13 protein-coding genes and 1 tRNA gene are annotated in these 18,034 nt (G+C 66.2%); 3 read left to right on the forward strand and 11 right to left on the reverse strand.

The window, feature by feature from the left end; translation table 11 throughout:
* Positions 1-6 precede the first annotated feature (6 nt).
* The 10 genes from ASPU41_RS18550 to ASPU41_RS18595 all read right to left on the reverse strand — a co-directional run bounded on the left by ASPU41_RS18550 (position 7) and on the right by ASPU41_RS18595 (position 14,902).
* Entirely contained in the window at positions 7-681 is a 675-nt protein-coding gene (locus ASPU41_RS18550) for a hypothetical protein (RefSeq protein WP_157357060.1), read from the reverse strand.
* A 444-nt stretch (positions 682-1,125) separates the two neighbouring features.
* The gene (gene metG, locus ASPU41_RS18555; protein ID WP_069952163.1) at positions 1,126-2,685 is read right to left on the reverse strand and encodes a methionine--tRNA ligase; all 1,560 of its coding nucleotides are present in this window, start codon (positions 2,683-2,685) and stop codon (positions 1,126-1,128) included.
* A gap of 9 nt (positions 2,686-2,694) precedes the next feature.
* Positions 2,695-3,462 (reverse strand): ABC transporter ATP-binding protein, encoded by a 768-nt coding sequence (locus ASPU41_RS18560; protein ID WP_442856214.1) that lies wholly within the window; start codon positions 3,460-3,462, stop codon positions 2,695-2,697.
* Positions 3,459-6,248: an ABC transporter permease gene (locus tag ASPU41_RS18565; protein WP_069952164.1), complete on the reverse strand. Its 2,790-nt coding sequence runs from the start codon at positions 6,246-6,248 to the stop codon at positions 3,459-3,461. The genes ASPU41_RS18560 and ASPU41_RS18565 overlap by 4 nt, the downstream gene beginning before the upstream one ends.
* A gap of 204 nt (positions 6,249-6,452) precedes the next feature.
* Positions 6,453-8,048 (reverse strand): phosphoglycerate dehydrogenase, encoded by a 1,596-nt coding sequence (gene serA / locus ASPU41_RS18570; RefSeq protein WP_069952165.1) that lies wholly within the window; start codon positions 8,046-8,048, stop codon positions 6,453-6,455.
* Between the two features lie 133 nt (positions 8,049-8,181).
* The gene (gene ilvC / locus ASPU41_RS18575; protein ID WP_197515710.1) at positions 8,182-9,207 is read right to left on the reverse strand and encodes a ketol-acid reductoisomerase; all 1,026 of its coding nucleotides are present in this window, start codon (positions 9,205-9,207) and stop codon (positions 8,182-8,184) included.
* Between the two features lie 84 nt (positions 9,208-9,291).
* On the reverse strand, positions 9,292-9,804 hold the full coding sequence (ilvN, locus tag ASPU41_RS18580; protein ID WP_069952167.1) for an acetolactate synthase small subunit: 513 nt from the start codon (positions 9,802-9,804) through the stop codon (positions 9,292-9,294).
* A gap of 2 nt (positions 9,805-9,806) precedes the next feature.
* Entirely contained in the window at positions 9,807-11,705 is a 1,899-nt protein-coding gene (locus ASPU41_RS18585; protein WP_069952168.1) for an acetolactate synthase large subunit, read from the reverse strand.
* A gap of 408 nt (positions 11,706-12,113) precedes the next feature.
* On the reverse strand, positions 12,114-13,835 hold the full coding sequence (gene ilvD, locus ASPU41_RS18590; protein WP_069952169.1) for a dihydroxy-acid dehydratase: 1,722 nt from the start codon (positions 13,833-13,835) through the stop codon (positions 12,114-12,116).
* A 128-nt stretch (positions 13,836-13,963) separates the two neighbouring features.
* Positions 13,964-14,902, reverse strand: coding sequence for a LysR family transcriptional regulator (locus ASPU41_RS18595; RefSeq protein WP_069952170.1), 939 nt, complete (start codon positions 14,900-14,902; stop codon positions 13,964-13,966).
* A gap of 104 nt (positions 14,903-15,006) precedes the next feature.
* Here ASPU41_RS18595 and ASPU41_RS18600 point away from each other — a divergent pair, with 104 nt between their 5' ends.
* The 3 genes from ASPU41_RS18600 to ASPU41_RS18610 all read left to right on the forward strand — a co-directional run bounded on the left by ASPU41_RS18600 (position 15,007) and on the right by ASPU41_RS18610 (position 17,378).
* Entirely contained in the window at positions 15,007-15,981 is a 975-nt protein-coding gene (locus tag ASPU41_RS18600) for a sunset domain-containing protein (protein WP_069952171.1), read from the forward strand.
* Positions 15,982-16,028: 47 nt separating this feature from the next.
* Positions 16,029-17,186, forward strand: coding sequence for a PQQ-dependent sugar dehydrogenase (locus ASPU41_RS18605; RefSeq protein WP_069952172.1), 1,158 nt, complete (start codon positions 16,029-16,031; stop codon positions 17,184-17,186).
* Between the two features lie 116 nt (positions 17,187-17,302).
* Positions 17,303-17,378: transfer RNA gene (locus ASPU41_RS18610), tRNA-Lys, on the forward strand.
* An 88-nt stretch (positions 17,379-17,466) separates the two neighbouring features.
* On the opposite strand, the gene ASPU41_RS18615 is transcribed toward ASPU41_RS18610, so the two are convergent.
* Positions 17,467-17,883 (reverse strand): hypothetical protein, encoded by a 417-nt coding sequence (locus tag ASPU41_RS18615; RefSeq protein WP_157357061.1) that lies wholly within the window; start codon positions 17,881-17,883, stop codon positions 17,467-17,469.
* Positions 17,884-18,034 lie beyond the last annotated feature (151 nt).

Raw genomic sequence — 18,034 nt, forward strand, 5'->3', positions numbered from 1 at the left:
TGCTACTTAGTTTTCGGTGCTCCGGGCGCGGCGTACGCCCTGACGAAGCACCACGGCCGCTCCCGCGGTGAGAGCTCCGGTCAGTGCCATCAGCCACACCGGAATGCCGGTGTCCGAGGTCCGGCCCACTGCGGTCTGCACGTTGTAGCCGACGTTGGTTTTCTTGGCGACAGCTGCTGCCGCTGCTGCCTTCGGAGCCACAACAGCAGATGCCGACGCGGGGCCAGCCGCGGCCGGGGCAGCCGATTCCGGCTCCTCTTCCGCTTCCGGGGTTTCCTCCAGCGGTGTTTCAGCCACCGGATCCGGGGTCTCAACCACCGGATCCGGGGTTTCATCCACCGGGTCCGGGGTTTCATCCACCGGGTCCGGGGTTTCATCCACCGGGTCGACAACGACGGTCGCGCAGCCGTTGGCCAGGAACGCCATATTCGCGGTGGTCCAGTTCTGGCCTTCGGGGAAAATGTCCCCTTCGTTGGGCGGCACGATGTCGAGCGTGTCATTCGCATGGGTCACCAGCGCGTTGAGGCTGACGGGCTCGGAAACGAACGCGTTCCCATCCGCACTCGTGGCGTGGCAGATCGTGATCTTTTTGTCGTTTTCCGGAGGGGCCGCGTTGGCGGAGACCGTGGCGGTCATCAGGCCCAGTCCCACTACTCCCAGTGTGGCAATTGTTTTTCTCATTTGTCCGTCGCTCCGTCTCGTCAGTTTAACAGCTGGCTTGACCGTGCGGAGTAACCATCATCGAGACCCAAGAAAAAACAAATTCGAGACCTCCAAAGCGAATTGAAAGGTGACAGTTACTCCCCAGCAGTGTCCTCAGTTCGCTTGCTATTTCAGGCTAGGCGGGCACCATGGCACGTGTCGTGAGTAGTTGCTACTCGTCTAATCGATGGATTAATACTCGGTTCGGAGGCCCGGGGTACTCAGTACCCGACGCCAGATTACCTGCCGGTAACCTGTCGGAGCCGCCGGGCGGCAGACCGGGACTCCAAAACCCGTTTAACTACTCGGAAGGGCTCCCTGACCACTCGGAAGTACAACGCAAATACTCCCCCACCCTTTGGTCAAAGGTGAGGGAGCATTTGGGTCGGACAGCCCGCCCACGGGCTGCGGGCCGGAAGGCGGTCAGGCCTCGGCGGGCTCCTCGTATTTCGGGAAGACCGGGGCCGGCGCGGGCAGCGCGGTCCCGGCTTTGATGGGTGCGCCCAGGGCGGCGAACTGCCGCGCCTGCCCCTCCTGCTGGCCGAGGGTGTCGAGGATGGACGCCGCCGCCGCCGGCATGACCGGCTGGGCAAGGATGGCGACGATCCGCAGCACTTCGAGGGTTACATACAGGACCGTGTTCATGCGGTCGACGTCGGTCTTCCGCAGCACCCAGGGCGCCTGCTCGGCGAAGTACGCGTTGGTGTCGCCGAGGACGTTCCAGATTGCCTCCAGGGCGCGGCTGAACTCCTGCTTTTCGAACGCCGCGCGGGAGATCTCCAGCAGCCCGTTTGCCTGGGCCAGCAGCGCGGCGTCCTCGGCGCTGAAACCGCCGGGGACGGGAACGGCGCCGTTGCAGTTCTTCGCGACCATGGACAGCGAACGCTGGGCCAGGTTGCCGAAGTTGTTGGCGAGGTCAGCGTTCATCCGGCCCACGATCGCGTCGTGGCTGTAGGAGCCGTCCGCGCCGAAGGGCACCTCGCGGAGCAGGAAGAAGCGCACCTGGTCCAGTCCGTACTGGGCGACCCAGTCCGCGGGCGCCACCACATTGCCCAGCGACTTGGACATCTTGACGCCCTGGTTGTGCAGGAAGCCGTGGATCATGACGCGCTTGGGCAGTTCCAGCCCGGCGGACATCAGGAACGCCGGCCAGTAAACGGCGTGGAATCGGGAGATGTCCTTGCCGATCACGTGGAGATCCGCCGGCCAGTACTTCCGGAAGGACTCTGATTCGGTGTCGGGGAACCCGACGCCGGTCAGGTAGTTGGTCAGCGCATCCACCCAGACGTACATCACGTGGTCCGGGTTGCCCGGGACGGGGACGCCCCAGTCGAAGGAGGTCCGGCTGATCGACAGGTCCTCGAGGCCTCCCTTGACGAAGCTGACCACCTCGTTGAAGCGGTTGTGCGGTGCGCCGAACGAGGGGTGGTCCGCGTAGAGGGCCAGCAGCCGGTCCTGGTAGGCGGAGAGTCTGAAGAAGTAGCTCTCCTCTTCGGTCCAGGTCACTTCGGTGCCGGTTTCGGACGCATAGCGCAGCCCGTCGGCCTGCACCTCGGTCTCGTCCTCAACGAAGTACCGCTCGTCGCGGACCGAATACCAGCCGGCGTACTTGGAGAGGTAGATGTCGCCGTTGGCTTCCATCCGCTGCCAGAGCGCTTTGGCCGCCTCGTAGTGGTCCGGGTCCGTGGTGCGGATGAAGCGGCTCAGGGAGATGCCAAGGTCATCGCTCATCTGGCGGAACGCGGCCGAGTTGCGGTCCGCGAGCTCCTTGACCGGGATGCCTTCCTTCTCCGCCGTCTGCTGCATCTTGAGGCCGTGCTCATCCGTGCCGGTCATAAAGAAGACGTCGTAGCCGTCCAGGCGTTTAAAGCGCGCCATCGCATCGGTGGCGATGACCTCGTAGGCGTGGCCGATATGCGGCACGCCGTTTGGGTAACTGATGGCCGTAGTGATGTAGAACGGGGTCTTTTCGGAAGCTGTCACAGGTTAAACCTAAATCAGTTCGGTGAGGGTATCGCTCTGGCGGACAAGTTCGTGGTCATGTGAAGCCACCAGGACGGCGATGCCGTCGGAGGTCGTGTCCTTGAGGATGCTGATGATGCGGTTGGCCGAGGCCCGGTCCAGGCTGGCGGTCGGCTCATCGACCACCAGCACACGGGTGCCGAGGATCAGGGCCCGGGCGATTGCGACGCGCTGGCGTTCACCGCCGGAGAGCTGGGCCGGCCGGTGGCGCATGCGCCGGCCCAGGCCGACGAGGTCCAGGAGGTCCTTGGCCATGTCGCGGCGCTTGTCCACCTCGCCGTCCGGAACCGCGGGGAGCAGGACGTTTTCGAGCGCGCTCATCCCGTCGATCAGCGCGCCGCCCTGGTCGACGTAGCCGATCAGGGCGCGGCGCCGGTCGGCGATTTCGTCGTCGCCCATGGTTTCGAGGGAATCTCCCTCCCAGAACACCCGGCCCGACGTCGGCAGGGTCAGGCCCGCGCCGACGGTCAGGATGCTGGTCTTGCCCGAACCGCTGCGGCCGGCGACGCAGTGCATCTCACCGGCGTGCAGGGTCATGTTGAAGTCGTCCACCACGTTGACGGCCTCGGCTCCTCCCTTGCCGCCGCCGTAGTGGATCGTGATGTTGCTGAGCTCCAGCGGCGTGGCGTGGTCGGTGGCCTTCACGATCGTGTTGGCGCGCGTCTGGTGGGCGCCGCGGCGGCTGCTCGCCGTCATCCGGTCGTGAGCCTCACGGTCGAGGTTCAGGTCGTTGTTCATCGGACCACTTTCGTTGCAATTGGAATCCAGCAAAGTACAGCCACGAGCCCGGCGACGGCGGCCCAGAGCGCGGCATAGGGGGCCAGGAGGAGGCCGATACCCAGGGCGCCGAGGACGCCCATCGGCAGGGCGACCATCCCCACCATGGCATTTTCGAAGAAACGGACCTGGCCCAGCATGTCCGGGTTCCAGCCCATGGCCTGCAGCGTGCCGAGGTACTGCCTCTTGGCCTGCAGCTCGAAGCGGCCGGTGACCATGGTCAGCAGCAGGCCGACGGCCACGCCGGACAGCCCGAGGATAATGCTCGGCAGCGCGATGGACGTGGCCGCCAGGCCACTGAGCGCGCTTGCTCCGGCGGCCCGGGGAATGTCGATCAGCAGGGCGGCCATCCCGCCGACTGCAGCGCCGAAGACGGCGACGGCGACGGCCAGGGAAATGGTGTTGAACTTGTTGCTGCTCAACTGCCGGTTGGCGAAGGTCAGCGGCGAGTCCACGGCAATGAGGCGTTCATCGTGCTGCGGTTCCTGGTCCACCACCTCGCGGTGGCGCAGCTGCTGGGCGGCGAAGACGGCCGCTCCCGCATAGAGCACCAGCACCGAGGCCGACACGACCGCCGTGGCCGGGTTCCAGCTGACCAGGCTCAGGATGATTCCGGCGACGGCGAGCAGGGCAGCGCCAACGCCGAATTCGGCCAGCACCCAGGACCGGATCCGGCGCTGGGTCCAGCCCATGGCTCGCAGGGTTCCGGCCTCGCTGCGGCGTTTGCGGACGTAGCTGACGGTCGAGGCCCCGGTCAGCAGGGCGGCACCGCAGAGCGTGAGGAAGAGCAGGGTCAGATTCGTGCCGGTGAGGGACCCGGAGACGGCCTCCGCGGCGTCCTGGCGGACCCACGACTGCTGGACAGTCCCGAGCGGGGACTCCTTGCCGGCGTCGTCCTTGGAATAGCCGGGGACGAAAATGCTGGCGTCCTCCCGGGCGGAACCGGCAACGATGGTTGCCTGCAGGCCCATGTCGCGGATCTCGCTCGCGAGCTTCTCCACCTCGGGCTGCGCTTCCTTCCAGCTGCCGGGCACCTTGGCACGGACGCGCACGGCGTCGATCACGGAGGCGTTGTCCTCATAGCCGCGGGCGGCGGCGAGGCCGTAGAAGTCAGTGATGGCGCCGGCGGACTGGCTGGCCAGGCCCGTGGCACTCAGCGAGGGCTTGAGCTCGGTATTGCCGGCGTCCTTGCCGGAGGCGTCCTTGGTGAGTGTGAACGGTGCGGGGTCGTAGCCGCCCAGGGGCAGGCGGTTGACATCGCCGGCGGCCTCCTTGACGGTCTCGGCGTCGAAGGTTCCGTAGACCATGGCGAGCGGAGTGGCGAGCTTCTTGCCGGTCTCGAGGTCTTCGCGGTAGGAGCGCTCGTCGACGGGCTTGCGCTGCGTCTGGTCCACGGGCGCACCGTTGGCCGCTTTCTCCGGGAGGCGGTTCACGGTCACCCAGTCACCGGGGGTGGCGCTCTTGTCCACGGCGCCGTTGCCTGCGGTTTCCCCGTCCTGGTACTTCGGGGCGGAGGCGAAGTCGGTGCTCCAGGTCGCGGGGTTGTAGAGGCCCTGGCTGAAGCTTCCGGCGTCACCGAGCAGCTGCGAGAGGTCCTTGGACCCGGGCCAGGCCAGGGCAAACGGGGACTTGGAGACGAACGGGAGGTAATCCTTGTCCAGCGAGCGGGTCACGGTCCCGACGTCCTTGGTGACGTTGCCGGACGCGTCGATTTCCTCGATCTTGACCGAGTACTTGAGGTCCAGGGACGTGCCGGAGCGGACAATCATCGGGATTGCCTGCGAGTCCTCTGTCAGCAGGCCGCTGCGCTTGGCCTGCTGGTACTGGCTCATCAGCGGGGCCCAGTACTTGAGCTTGACGCCGAGGAAATCGGGGCCTTCCTTCAATTCGTCCATGCCGATGCCGGTGGTGAAAAGACTCTCGAAGTGCCGGCCGATCGCACCCGCGTTGCGGGCGTCGGCGGGCGGGGCCTTCTCCAGCGGGGCCAGGAAGTCTCCGGCGGGCCCGAGCAGGGCACGCTCGGAGACGGGGTCGACGGCGACGACGGATTCCGTCACCTGGGGCGCGAACGGCAGGGAGACGGAGAGATTGAAGAGGCTGTGTTCCGAACCGCCGGCCGGGGCCGGGAACTTGATGCCGGTCTCCCCCGCCGGGCCCGCAATGCGCACGTTCTTGCCGCCGGCGACCTGCTCTTCAATGAGCTGTGCCTTGCCGAGGGATCCTTCGGCCATGGTCTTGAACAGGGTCTGGTCGGAGTGGCCGTCGGAGCTGACGGCGCTGGCGGTCAGCCGGTATTTCCTGGGGGTGTCGGACAGGACCGACTCGGCGGCGGGCCACTTGCTCGGATCCGTGGCGCTGGGGTCCCCGGCGGTTCCCGCGAGTCCGGCGTTGAAGCCGAGGTAGTCCGTGGCATCCAGACGCGGGGACTCGAGGTTTTGGGTGACGCGGGAGACGAGGCTGATCGGCGCTGCCACGGAGGTGCCCGAGAGCTTACGGAGGGAGTCCAGCTGCTCGAAGCTGATGCCGCCCTGGCCGGTGGCGATCTCCGGCTGCATGAGGCCGCCGTTGTCCTCCGCCCCGGCCTGGACCAGGACGTCGTAGAGCCCCCGCGAGTTCTGGTCAACGGTGCGGTTCAAGGCGGCCTGTGACTGACCCTGGACGAGGACCGAGAGGCACATCGATACGATCAAAATGGACGCGGTCAGCAGAAGCACTCTGCTTCTGATGAACCTCTGGACGGCGTTCATTGGGCTCCTGAAAGCTGGATTGCGTGCGCACACCACAGTTCATTCCATGCGGAAGTGAAGGGGTCCCCTGCCGGGTGTGCAAAAGTAAAGGCCGGGCTGCCGGCCGGATCCGAAATTCGGACCTAGTCATTGTACGCAGACCAGCCATGCGCTGGTGGCCACCGGCGGCGGTCAGTCCCGCCGCCGGTGTCCACGGTGCAGACGTCAGTCCTCGAGGTCAACCTCGCGCACCATGTCAGCACCGATTCCGGCCTTGATGGCATCCAGGACCTGCTGCGGGACGGCGCTGTCGATGGTCAGCAGGGCGAGCACCTGGCCGCCCTCGTCCTGCCGCGCAACCTGCATACCGGCGATGTTGATGTTGTTCATGCCAAGGATGTGGCCGATGGTGCCGATCACGCCGGGGCGGTCCGAGTAGGCAACCACAACGAGGTGTTCGCTGATCGGAATCTCCACCTCGAAGCCGTTGATCCCGACGAGCTTCTGGACCTGCTTGGGACCCGTCAGGGTTCCGGCCACGGAGATCTGCGTGCCGTCGCTGAGGGCCCCGCGCAGGGTCAGCACGTTGCGGTAGGACTCGGTATCCGGCGTCGTGATCAGACGGACGTTGATGCCGCGCTGCTCGGCGATCACCGGGGCGTTGACGTAGGAGACCTGCTCGGTCACAATGTCGGCGAAGATGCCCTTGAGTGCCGCGAGTTCGAGCACCTTGACGTCGAGGGAGGCGATTTCTCCGGCGACCTCGACGTCGAACTGGGTGAGCGAGGCGTGCGTCATGGCGGTGAAGATGCGTCCCAGCTTTTCCATCAGCGGGATGCCCGGGCGGACGTCCGGGGCGATCACGCCGCCGGCGACGTTGACCGCATCGGGAACCAGTTCCCCGGCCAGGGCCAGGCGGACGGACTTGGCGACCGAGACGCCGGCCTTTTCCTGCGCCTCGTCCGTGGATGCGCCCAGGTGCGGGGTGACCACCACGTTGTCGAGCTTGAAGAATGGCAGGTCGGTGCTGGGTTCCTTGACGAAGACGTCGACGCCGGCACCGGCGATTTCGCCGGACTCCAGGGCGGCGTAGAGGGCTTCCTCATCGACGAGACCGCCGCGGGCGACGTTGACGACGTACGCGGTGCGCTTCATCTTCTTGAAGGACTCGGCGCCGAGCATGCCGACGGTTTCCGGCGTCTTGGGCATGTGGATGCTGATGAAGTCCGACTGCGCGAGAAGCTCATCGAGGGTCACCAGCTGGACGCCGAGCTGGGCGGCGCGGGCGGAGGTGATGTAGGGATCGTAGGCGAGGATCTTGGTGTCGAAACCCTTCAGGCGGGCGGCGACGAGGGCGCCGATCCGGCCCAGGCCGATGATGCCGATCTTCTTCTCGTAGAGTTCGATCCCGGTGTACTTGGAGCGCTTCCACTCACCGTCCTTGAGGGCGGCGCTGGCCTGCGGGATGTGGCGGGCGAGGCTCAGGATGTGGCCGACCGTGAGTTCCGCGGCGGAGACGATGTTGGAGGTGGGCGCATTGACCACCATGACACCCGCCTGGGTGGCAGCCTTGATATCGACGTTGTCCAGGCCCACGCCTGCGCGGGCGATGACCTTGAGGTTCTTCGCGGCGGCGATGGCTTCGGCGTCCAGCTGGGTGGCGGAGCGGACCAGGATCGCGTCGACGTCGGCGATTGCAGAGAGCAGCTGGGAACGGTCGGCGCCGTCGGTCTGCCGGATTTCAAAGTCCGGGCCAAGGGCCTCGATCGTGGCGGGCGAAAGTTCCTCAGCGAGGAGTACTACGGGTTTGGTGCTTGTCACCGGTGACCTCTTTAGCTCTCTTGTATAACAGGCGGGGATTTTGGTGAAACATTGGTGCTGCAGAAAAACAGTGGTGCGGAACAGCAGGGAAGCCGGACCCCCGGGGGTGTCCGGCTTCCCTGCCGGTCAGTGCCTAGCGGGCGACTGAGCCTTCGGTGTAGTCGTCTTCGTTCTTGATCCAGGAGAACAGCTTACGCAGTTCGCGGCCGGTGGCCTCGATCGGGTGGTCCTCACCCTTCTTGCGCAGCGCCTTGAACTCGGGGGCTCCGGCGTCCTGGTCGTCGATGAAGCGCTTGGCGAAGGTGCCGTCCTGGATGTCCGCCAGGACAGCCTTCATGTTTTCCTTCACGTCCGGGGTGATCACCCGCGGGCCGGAGACGTAGTCGCCGTACTCCGCGGTGTCCGAGACGCTCCAGCGCTGCTTGGCGATGCCGCCCTCAACCATAAGGTCCACGATGAGCTTGAGCTCGTGCAGCACCTCGAAGTAGGCAACCTCGGGCTTGTAGCCGGCTTCGGTGAGGACCTCGAAGCCGTACTGGATCAGCTGGGAGGCGCCGCCGCAGAGGACAGCCTGCTCGCCGAAGAGGTCGGTTTCGGTCTCTTCGGTGAAGGTGGTTTCGATGACGCCCGCACGGGTGCCACCGATGGCCTTGGCGTAGGACAGGGCCAGTTCCTTGGCCTTGCCGGACGGGTTCTGCTCGACGGCGATCAGGTCGGGCACGCCGCGGCCGGCCTCGAACTCGCGGCGGACGATGTGGCCCGGGCCCTTGGGGGCAACGAGGGCGACGTCGACGTCTGCCGGGGGCTTGATGTAGCCGTAACGGATGTTGAAGCCGTGACCGAAGAACAGGGCGTCGCCCGGCTGCAGGTTCGGGGCGATGTCCTCGGCGTACACGTGGCGCTGGACCTGGTCCGGGGTGAGGACCATGATCAGGTCGGCTTCGGCGACGGCGTCCGCGACGTTCAGGACGCGCAGGCCCTCGGCCTCGGCCTTGGCGCGGGACTTCGAGTCCGCCTTCAGGCCGACGCGGACGTCAACACCGGAATCGCGCAGGCTGAGGGCGTGGGCGTGGCCCTGGGAGCCGTAACCGATGACGGCGACGGTGCGGCCCTGGATGATCGACAGGTCGGCGTCGTCGTCGTAGAACATTTCAGTCACTGGGGTGTCTCCTTATGAGTGGATTCGTAGGTGGTGCTTGTCGGTGAAACTTGTCTGAAGCTGGTGTGGTGCTGCGGTCAGGCCCTAAGCGCTGCGCAGGGCCCTGTCGCTCATGGAACGGGATCCCCGTCCCACGGCCAGGGTGCCGGACTGCACGATTTCGCGGATGCCGAAAGGCTCGAGCACCGAGAGCAGTGCCGTGAGCTTTTCGGGGTGCCCCGTGGCCTCAATGACCACCGACTCCGTGGAGACGTCGACCACCGATGCGCGGAACAGGTCTGCAGCCTGGGTGACCTGCAGCCGTGTTGCGGCATCCGCCCGTACCTTGACCAGGATGTGGTCACGCTGTACGGAAGATTCGGAGGTGAGCTCAACGATCTTGATCACGTTGACCAGCTTGTTCAGCTGCTTGGTGATCTGTTCGATCAGCTCACCGTCGGCGTCGACGACGACGGTCATCCGGGACATGCCCGGAACTTCCGTCGGCCCGACGGCCAGGGAGTTGATGTTGAAGGCCCGGCGGGCGAAGAGGCTGGCGACGCGGGTCAGCACACCGGGCTTGTCTTCGACCAGAACGGACAATGTGTGGCGGGTCATGTTCAGTCCTCCTCTTCCCATTCCGGGGTCATGTTGCGGGCAACCTGGATCATGTCGTTGCTGACTCCGGCGGGGACCATCGGCCACACCATGGAGTTGGGGCTCACGACGAAGTCAATGACCACGGGGCGGTCGTTGATCTCCAGGGCCTTCTGGATGGTGGCATCGATGTCCTCGTCGCGGTCGCAGCGGAATGAAGCGCAGCCGTAGGCGTCCGCCAGCTTGACGAAGTCCGGGATCCGGACGGTGTCGTGGCCGGTGTTGAGGTCGGTGTTGGAGTATCGGCCCTCATAGAACAGGGTCTGCCACTGCCGCACCATACCCAGTGAGGAGTTGTTGATGATCGCGACCTTGATCGGGATCTTGTTGATCGCACAGGTGGCCAGTTCCTGGTTGGTCATCTGGAAGCAGCCGTCGCCGTCGATCGCCCACACCACACGGTCCGGATTGCCCACCTTGGCGCCCATGGCTGCCGGCACGGCGTAGCCCATGGTGCCGGCCCCGCCGGAGTTCAGCCAGGCGTGGGGGCGTTCGTACTTGATGAACTGTGAGGCCCACATCTGGTGCTGGCCCACGCCGGCAACGTACACGCCTTCCGGGCCGGTGAGGGCACCGATGCGCTCGATCACACGCTGCGGGGCGCTGAGGCCGTCGTCCGGCTCGGTCCAGCCCAGCGGGTAGGTTTCCTTGAGATTGTTCAGGAAGGTCCACCAGTTGGTGTAGTCCGGGATGCCGGAGACGGCGAACAGGGCGCGCAGGGCGTCGCTGAGTTCGGGAATGATCTCCTTGACCGAGCCCACGATCGGGACGTCGGCGGTGCGGTTCTTGGAGATCTCGGCCGGGTCGATGTCCGCGTGGATGACCTTGGCGTTGGGGGCGAAGGACTTCAGGACGCCGGTCACCCGGTCGTCGAAGCGTGCCCCCAGCGTGATGAGCAGGTCCGACTGCTGCAGGGCGGTCACGGCCGAAACGGTGCCGTGCATGCCGGGCATGCCGACATGCTGCGGGTGCGAGTCCGGAAAAACGCCGCGGGCCATCAGTGTGGTGACCACGGGGGCGCCGGAGAGTTCAGCGAGCTCCAGCAGTTCCGCCGAGGCGTGTGCCTTGACCACACCGCCGCCCACGTAGAGCACGGGCTTGCTGGCCGCCGCGATGAGCCTGGCGGCTTCGCGGACCTGCTTGTTGTGGCCCCGGAGCACCGGGTGGTACCCGGGCAGGTCGATCTTGGGCGGCCAGGAGAAGGTCATCTTGCCCTGCTGGGCGTCCTTGGCGACGTCCACCAGAACTGGACCGGGGCGGCCGGTCGAGGCAAGGTGGAACGCCTCGGCCATCACGTGCGGGATGTCGTTGGGGTCGGTCACCAGGAAGGAGTGCTTCGTGATCGGCATGGTGATGCCGACGATGTCCGCCTCCTGGAAGGCATCGGTGCCGATGACCGCGCTGGAGACCTGTCCGGTGATGGCCACCATCGGCACGGAGTCCATGTGGGCATCCATGATGGCGGTGACGAGGTTGGTGGCACCGGGGCCGGAGGTGGCGATGCAAACGCCAACCCGTCCGGTGACCATGGCGTAGCCTTGCGCGGCGTGGCCGGCTCCCTGTTCGTGACGGACCAGAATGTGGTTCATTCGGGACGCCATCAAGGGGTCGTAGGTAGGCAGGATCGCGCCACCGGGCAAACCAAAAATATCGTCCACGCCGAGTTCTTCGAGCGAGCGGACAATTGCTTGTGAGCCGGTCATCACCGTCGGGGGTACGACGTTGTTCGGCCCAAGGACAGGAGAGACGGCAGCAGTGTCGACGCCGGCGTCGGCCGGACGGTCGACGCGTTCCGAAGCCTTGGAGGCTCCAGCGGACTTGTTGGCCATCAGCGAGGGGCTGATCGGCGATCCTTTGCTCATCGGACTCTTCCTTTGTGGATCTACGGTTGGATCTGCGGTGATCGTGGAACTGCTGGTCTTGCATGATGCTGGTGATACCGGTGATGCGGAAATAAAAAAACCCCTCAGCCTGACGGCTCTTCGAGGGGTTTGCGCGTGACGGTTCGTTACCAGTCGGGCTATGGAGCCACGCGCTCGGTAAGGACGACGACTGCATTTGCAGCAGCGCGACTGGTAACGGATGCGATCATGCGTTCAGTTTTCCCTCTTAGGGAGACAGGTGTCAACGGGCCTGCACTCTGTCTCACTATCTGGACTTCATTGTCCACTGATTGAACGCCTCCCCCAACCGGGTCGCCGTTGCGGCCGTTCTGACCGCTCACAAAGGCCGCAACTGCGAGCCAGTTGGGTTTAGCTGTTCAACGTGTGCTACCCGCAGTATGCGCCGGTGGAGGCGCTGTGTACGAGTTTCGCGTACTTGGCGAGCACGCCCTTGGTGAACTTGGCCGGGAGCGGCTCCCAGCCGACCTTGCGGGCTTCGAGTTCCGCCTCGTCGACCAGGAGGTCGAAGCTGCGGGCGGCCATGTCCACGCGGATCCGGTCACCGTCCCGGACGAAGGCGATGGGGCCGCCGTCGACGGCCTCCGGGGCAACGTGGCCGATGCAGAGGCCCGTGGTTCCGCCCGAGAAGCGGCCGTCGGTGAGCAGCAGCACGTCCTTGCCCAGGCCCGCTCCCTTGATGGCGCCGGTGATGGCGAGCATTTCGCGCATGCCCGGACCGCCCTTGGGGCCCTCGTAGCGGATGACGACGACGTCGCCGGCCTTGATCTGGCCCTTGTCCAGCGCATCCAAAGCACCCTGCTCACGTTCGAAAACGCGGGCGGTGCCCTCAAAAACGTCGGCATCGAAGCCTGCACTCTTCACGACGGCTCCCTCGGGGGCCATCGTGCCGTGCAGGATCGTGATGCCGCCGGTCTTGTGGATGGGGTTGTCCATGGCGCGGAGGATTTTGCCGTCCAGGTCCGGCGGGTTGATCGCCGCGAGGTTCTCCGCGACGGTCTTGCCCGTCACGGTGAGGCAGTCGCCGTGCAGCAGGCCGGCGTCGAGGAGCGCCCGCATGATGACCGGAACGCCGCCGATCTTGTCGACGTCGGTCATAACGTAGCGGCCGAACGGCTTGAGGTCGCCCAGGTGCGGGATTTTGTCGCCGATGCGGTTGAAGTCTTCCAGGGTCAGTTCGACCTCGGCCTCGCGGGCGATGGCCAGCAGATGGAGCACGGCGTTGGTGGAACCGCCGAAGGCCATGGTCACGGCGATCGCGTTTTCGAAGGCCTTCTTGGTCATGATGTCGCGCGCCGTGATGCCCTTTCGCAGGAGATTAACGACGGCTTCACCGGACTTGCGGGCAAACTCATCGCGGCGGCGGTCGGCCGAGGGCGGGGCGGCCGAGCCGGGCAGGGACATGCCCAGCGCCTCGCCGATGCAGGCCATGGTGTTGGCGGTATACATGCCGCCGCAGGCGCCTTCGCCCGGGCAGATGGCTTTTTCGATGCGGGTCAGGTCCTCGAGGCTCATCTTGCCCGCGGCGCAGGCGCCGACGGCTTCGAAGGCGTCGATGAGGGTGACTTCCTTCTCGGAGCCGTCCTCGAGCTTGACCCAGCCGGGCATGATGGAGCCGGCGTAAAGGAAGACGGCGGCGAGGTCCAGCCGCGCGGCCGCCATCAGCATGCCGGGCAGGGACTTGTCGCAGCCGGCCAGCAGCACGGAGCCGTCGATGCGCTCGGCCATCATGACGGTTTCCACCGAGTCGGCAATGACTTCACGGGAGACCAGGGAGAAGTGCATGCCCTCATGGCCCATGGAGATCCCGTCCGAGACGGAGATGGTGCCGAACTGCATCGGGAAACCGCCGCCGGCGTGGACGCCTTCTTTGGCGCCCTGGGCCAGCCGGTTCAGCGAGAGGTTGCAGGGAGTGATCTCATTCCAGGAGCTCGCCACGCCAATTTGGGGTTTGGCGAAGTCGTCGTCACCCATGCCGACCGCCCGGAACATCCCGCGCGCGGGCGCGGCGTGGATCCCGTCGGTTACGACCCGGCTGCGGGGCTTGATGTCCGGTTTGGTCTCTGTGGCTGTCTGGGTGTCCTCACTCATGGGTTAAAGTCTAGGGCTCCCCCGCGGGGGACAACGACCTGAGGAGGTGCATTAAGCGTAAAATCGGGAATATTGCGACCAAATAGTGGACTTCCATCTCACCTGTTGGACCCCATCGCTCCCGTGGCTCAATTCAGGTGAGCCGCATCACGCAGTTCCGGGGCTTCGGCCACGGACTGGGCCTCGGCCTTGAGCAGGGCCAGCACCTGCTGGATGGTGGTCCGCGCCGCGACGTCGGGACGCGCGAGGGCCACGATGCTGCGGCTGGCCTTGACCCCGGCCAGCGGGCGCAGCACGAAACCGCGGCCCTGGTTCTTCAGGGCGGTGTAGCGCGGCAGGAGACTGAGTCCGTGCCCGGCGCTGACCAGGGCCTCGAGGACCCGCAGGTCGGGGAAAGTCTGGGCGCGGACGGCGGGGGAATCGGCCTGCACTTCAATCTGGCGGAGCACCGTGTCGAACGGGAACCCCTCGGGCACGCCCATCCAGGGGAATCCGATCACGTCCTCAGCCCGCAGCGTTGACTTGCCGGCGAGCGCATGGCCCTCGGGGATTGCGACGTCCAGCGGTTCGTCCAGAAGCGGCACGACTGTCAGCCCCAGCCGGGCAAAAACGTCGGGCCCATCGACGCTGTGCGCCAGCACGATGTCGTAGTCCGCCGTCAAGCCGGCGAAACCCGCGCCATTGGGGTCCTCGAAATGCGCCTCGAAGCGGAGACCATCGATGGCTTTGACCCGGTGCAGGAGGCCGGGGAGGAACATTTCGGCGGCGCTGGGGAAGAACGCTGCTCTGACATGCGTCTGCCAGCCGCGCCGGTAGGTGTCGATGGTGGCTTCTGCGCGGGCCATGGCGGTGGATACCTCGGCTGCCGCGCCCGCCATCGCGAGTCCGGCCTCGGTGAGGCGGACTCCCCTGCCCGATTTCTTGACCAGGACCACCCCCAGCTCCTCCTGGAGGGTCTTGAGCTGCTGCGAGACGGCAGAGGGCGTCACCTTCATGGCCTCCGCCGTGGCGCCGACCGTTCCGCGGTCTGCCAGCTCCCGGAGAATCCGCAGTCTCTTGAAATCCATGAGGAGAGGCTACAGGGCGGCGGACTCGAGGCTGGACAGCCCCCTTCGGGCGGACGTACCGTCAAACAACGGCAACCTTGCCTTATGGACCGAAAGGCTCTGCTATGGATTGGATCATCTGGCTCGTCGTCATCGTGGCGATTGTTGCCGTCGTCTGGTGGCTGCTGAACCGCAACAGCTCACGGGACCGCTCCGGCGCCGCGGGCACCGGGACGACCGCCACCCACGGTTCCACCCCGGCCCATGCGGACGCCGCCGACCACGAACCCACCCACCGCGGCGCCCTTTCCGGCGGCGGGTCTGCCGCTTCAGCGTCGGCGGCCGGCCTTGCCCAGATGCCCGCGGCGGCAGGTTTCGGCCGGGCCGAACCCGCGGCCGAACCTGAGCCCGAGGCCGGTCCGGTGGCTTCGCCCGCGCCGGCCGCTGAATCGGCCAAGGCCGTGGAGAGCCCGGAATGGGAAACCCAGTGGTCCGAGACTCCGCAGGCTGAACCACACGCCGCCGTCCACCAGGAACCGGGCCACAGCGGTGCCCATGGCGCCCACGTGGTGGAAGTCCCCGCGGCCGGGGCCGCGGAAACGCCTGCCGCCCCCGTGCACCACCCTGAATACCCCGTGCACCACCCTGAATACACCGAACCCCACGCCCCGACCCTCCCCGGCGCCGAATCAGCTGCGGCAGAGGCCGAGGCTGAGGCTGGCTTCGCCGCGAAGGCTGAAGAACGCCGGACTGAGGTGCCGGCCCCGCCGCCGTCGCAGGTGACGGCCGAGTCCCCTGTTCCTGGGGCCGAGACCCGGGAGACGGCGATGTCCTCGGCTGCCTCCGAAACGGCCGCCGGCCACCTGGCAGAACCCGCAGGGCATCTCGCCGTGGACCAGCCGTATGGCGAGGGATCGGCGGCTCCGGCCCCTGACGGCAGTGGACCCGAGGGCTTCTCGGTCAAGGGCGTCGCCTCCTCGATGGTGTATCACGACGAAACCAGCCCCGCCTTTGAGGAAACCCGGGCCGAGGTCTGGTTCCTGTCGGCGGCCCATGCCGAGGCCGCGGGCTTCCGGCCGCCGCGCCGGACCCGGCAGTAGCCCGCAGTTCTGGCACTGAGAACTGCGGCACAGGACCCGGAGCGCTGATGATGAGGACACGGGCGGGGCAGTGGGTGGGCCTTTCGGTGGCAGCCGCGATCGTGCTGAGCGGCTGCACCCCGGGCGACGCGGGCGGCACCGCGGCACCGGCCGCCACCGCTCCCCCGGCCGGCGGCGGCACCGCGGCCCCAAGCCCGGCGGGTTCCGGCCCCTCCGCGGGCCGCCAGGCCGTGGGCCAGCCCACGGTTGCCGAAAAGATCGACGCCGCACTGCAGCTGCCCTGGTCAACGGTCTTCCTGCCCGACGGCACCGCGGTCATTTCCGAACGCGACAGCGCCCGGCTCCGCACCATCGCGCCCGGCCCCCGCAGCGGCCGGGCCGGCACGCTGGGGAAAGTACCCGACGTCGTACCCGGCGGCGAAGGAGGGCTCCTGGGGCTGGCATTGTCACCGGAGTTCGCGACGGACCGTTTCCTTTACGCCTATTACACCTCCGCGAGTGACAACCGGATCGCGCGGCTGCGCCTCCAGGAGCGTGACGGGACGCTGGAACTCGGACCCTCAGAGGTCATCTTCACCGGCATCCCCAAGGCGTCCACGCATAACGGCGGACGGATCCGGTTCGGACCGGACGGCCACCTTTACGTGGGCACCGGTGATGCGCAGCGCCGGGGGCAGCCCCAGGACCCGAATGCCCTCGGCGGCAAGATCCTGCGCATCACGCCGGAGGGACGCCCCGCGCCGGGCAATCCCTTCGATGACAACCCGGTGTACAGCCTGGGCCACCGCAACGTCCAGGGCCTCGCCTGGGACAGCGCCGGCCGGCTGTGGGCGAGCGAATTCGGGCCCGACGTCAACGACGAGCTCAACCTGATTGTGCCGGGCGGCAACTACGGCTGGCCGGAAGTAACGGGTGCCCCGCGGCGTTCCGGCTTCCTCGACGCGAAGCTGGTGTGGCCATCGACGGCGGATTCCTCCCCCAGCGGGCTGGAGATCGTCGCCGACACGGCCTACCTGGGTGCCCTTCGTGGCCAGCGGCTGTGGGCGGTTCCCCTGAACGGCGAATTCGCCGGTGATTCTGTGGGCTATTTCACACGGACGTACGGGAGGATCAGGAACGTCTCTTTGGCTCCGGACGGCCGCCTGTGGGCCCTCAGCAACAACAAAAACCCTGATTTTGTGCTGGTTTTGGAGCTGCCGGAGTAGACCCGGGACAGAGGCACGGCCCGATTTCACAGTCCGCCCAAACTCGTGTAGAGTTTCATGTCGTTGCGGAGAACAACGCGGGAACAAAAAGCCGGCGGTGAACAAAAACAACAGATGCACCTCTAGCTCAACTGGCAGAGCAATTGACTCTTAATCAATGGGTTCCGGGTTCGAGTCCCGGGGGGTGCACCAAAGAAAAAACCCCGTCTTTACTGGCCAAAGCCAGGAAGGCGGGGTTTTGCTTTGCCCGGATCAAGCCCGGGGGAATCCAAGGATCCAATCAGCCGAAAGCGTCCTGGGCATGGGCGCGGATGGCTCCGATCACCGGCGCCGATCCCTGGGTGCGGTAAACATCGATCGGCCGGGCGCCCAGGTGCACACTGGGGCTGCACATCCAGAGCATGGCCTGGGCCGGGGTGAAAGCGCTGTGGAGATGGCCCACCAGTGCATCCAGGTCCGCAAGCTCGAGTCGGCCCTTCGCGTCCGGCGCCTCCTGGCCGGATGCCCAGCGGTCCAGAAGGTCCTCGCTGACGCCCAGCAGGGGTGCCGCGGCGTCGGTGCCCAGAGATTTTATGAGCCGGTCGGCGATTGCCTTTGGGCCATAGCCGGGGGCGTCCCGCAGCTCCGCGAGACTGGCAAATACCGTGGTGGCAGACAACGCCGGTTCCTCAGCGCCCGTGTCTTGTAGTTGTTCCATGACGCAATGCTATTTATTGGCATACGCGTGGAATAGGGCCGCAGGACCTCCGGGCTTGTCAGCCCCGCACTGCTTCAGATATTTGCCGTCCCGGGCGTAGAGTCGGCTCAAGCATCCGAACGGGAGTGGGGAACCGGTGAGACTTGAAGGG

It is taken from the genome of Arthrobacter sp. U41, from assembly GCF_001750145.1.
Taxonomy (GTDB): Bacteria; Actinomycetota; Actinomycetes; order Actinomycetales; family Micrococcaceae; genus Arthrobacter.

Bases quoted from the DNA above. Each gene is read 5' to 3' on its own strand.
- ASPU41_RS18605 (WP_069952172.1), top strand. From the start codon at position 16,029: ATGATGAGGACACGGGCGGGGCAGTGGGTGGGCCTTTCGGTGGCAGCC.
- ASPU41_RS18585 (WP_069952168.1), bottom strand. From the start codon at position 11,705: ATGAGCAAAGGATCGCCGATCAGCCCCTCGCTGATGGCCAACAAGTCC.
- ASPU41_RS18595 (WP_069952170.1), bottom strand. From the start codon at position 14,902: ATGGATTTCAAGAGACTGCGGATTCTCCGGGAGCTGGCAGACCGCGGA.
- ASPU41_RS18560 (WP_442856214.1), bottom strand. From the start codon at position 3,462: ATGAACAACGACCTGAACCTCGACCGTGAGGCTCACGACCGGATGACG.
- ASPU41_RS18615 (WP_157357061.1), bottom strand. From the start codon at position 17,883: ATGGAACAACTACAAGACACGGGCGCTGAGGAACCGGCGTTGTCTGCC.
- ilvD (WP_069952169.1), bottom strand. From the start codon at position 13,835: ATGAGTGAGGACACCCAGACAGCCACAGAGACCAAACCGGACATCAAG.
- ASPU41_RS18550 (WP_157357060.1), bottom strand. From the start codon at position 681: ATGAGAAAAACAATTGCCACACTGGGAGTAGTGGGACTGGGCCTGATG.
- ASPU41_RS18565 (WP_069952164.1), bottom strand. From the start codon at position 6,248: ATGAACGCCGTCCAGAGGTTCATCAGAAGCAGAGTGCTTCTGCTGACC.
- ASPU41_RS18600 (WP_069952171.1), top strand. From the start codon at position 15,007: ATGGATTGGATCATCTGGCTCGTCGTCATCGTGGCGATTGTTGCCGTC.
- ilvN (WP_069952167.1), bottom strand. From the start codon at position 9,804: ATGACCCGCCACACATTGTCCGTTCTGGTCGAAGACAAGCCCGGTGTG.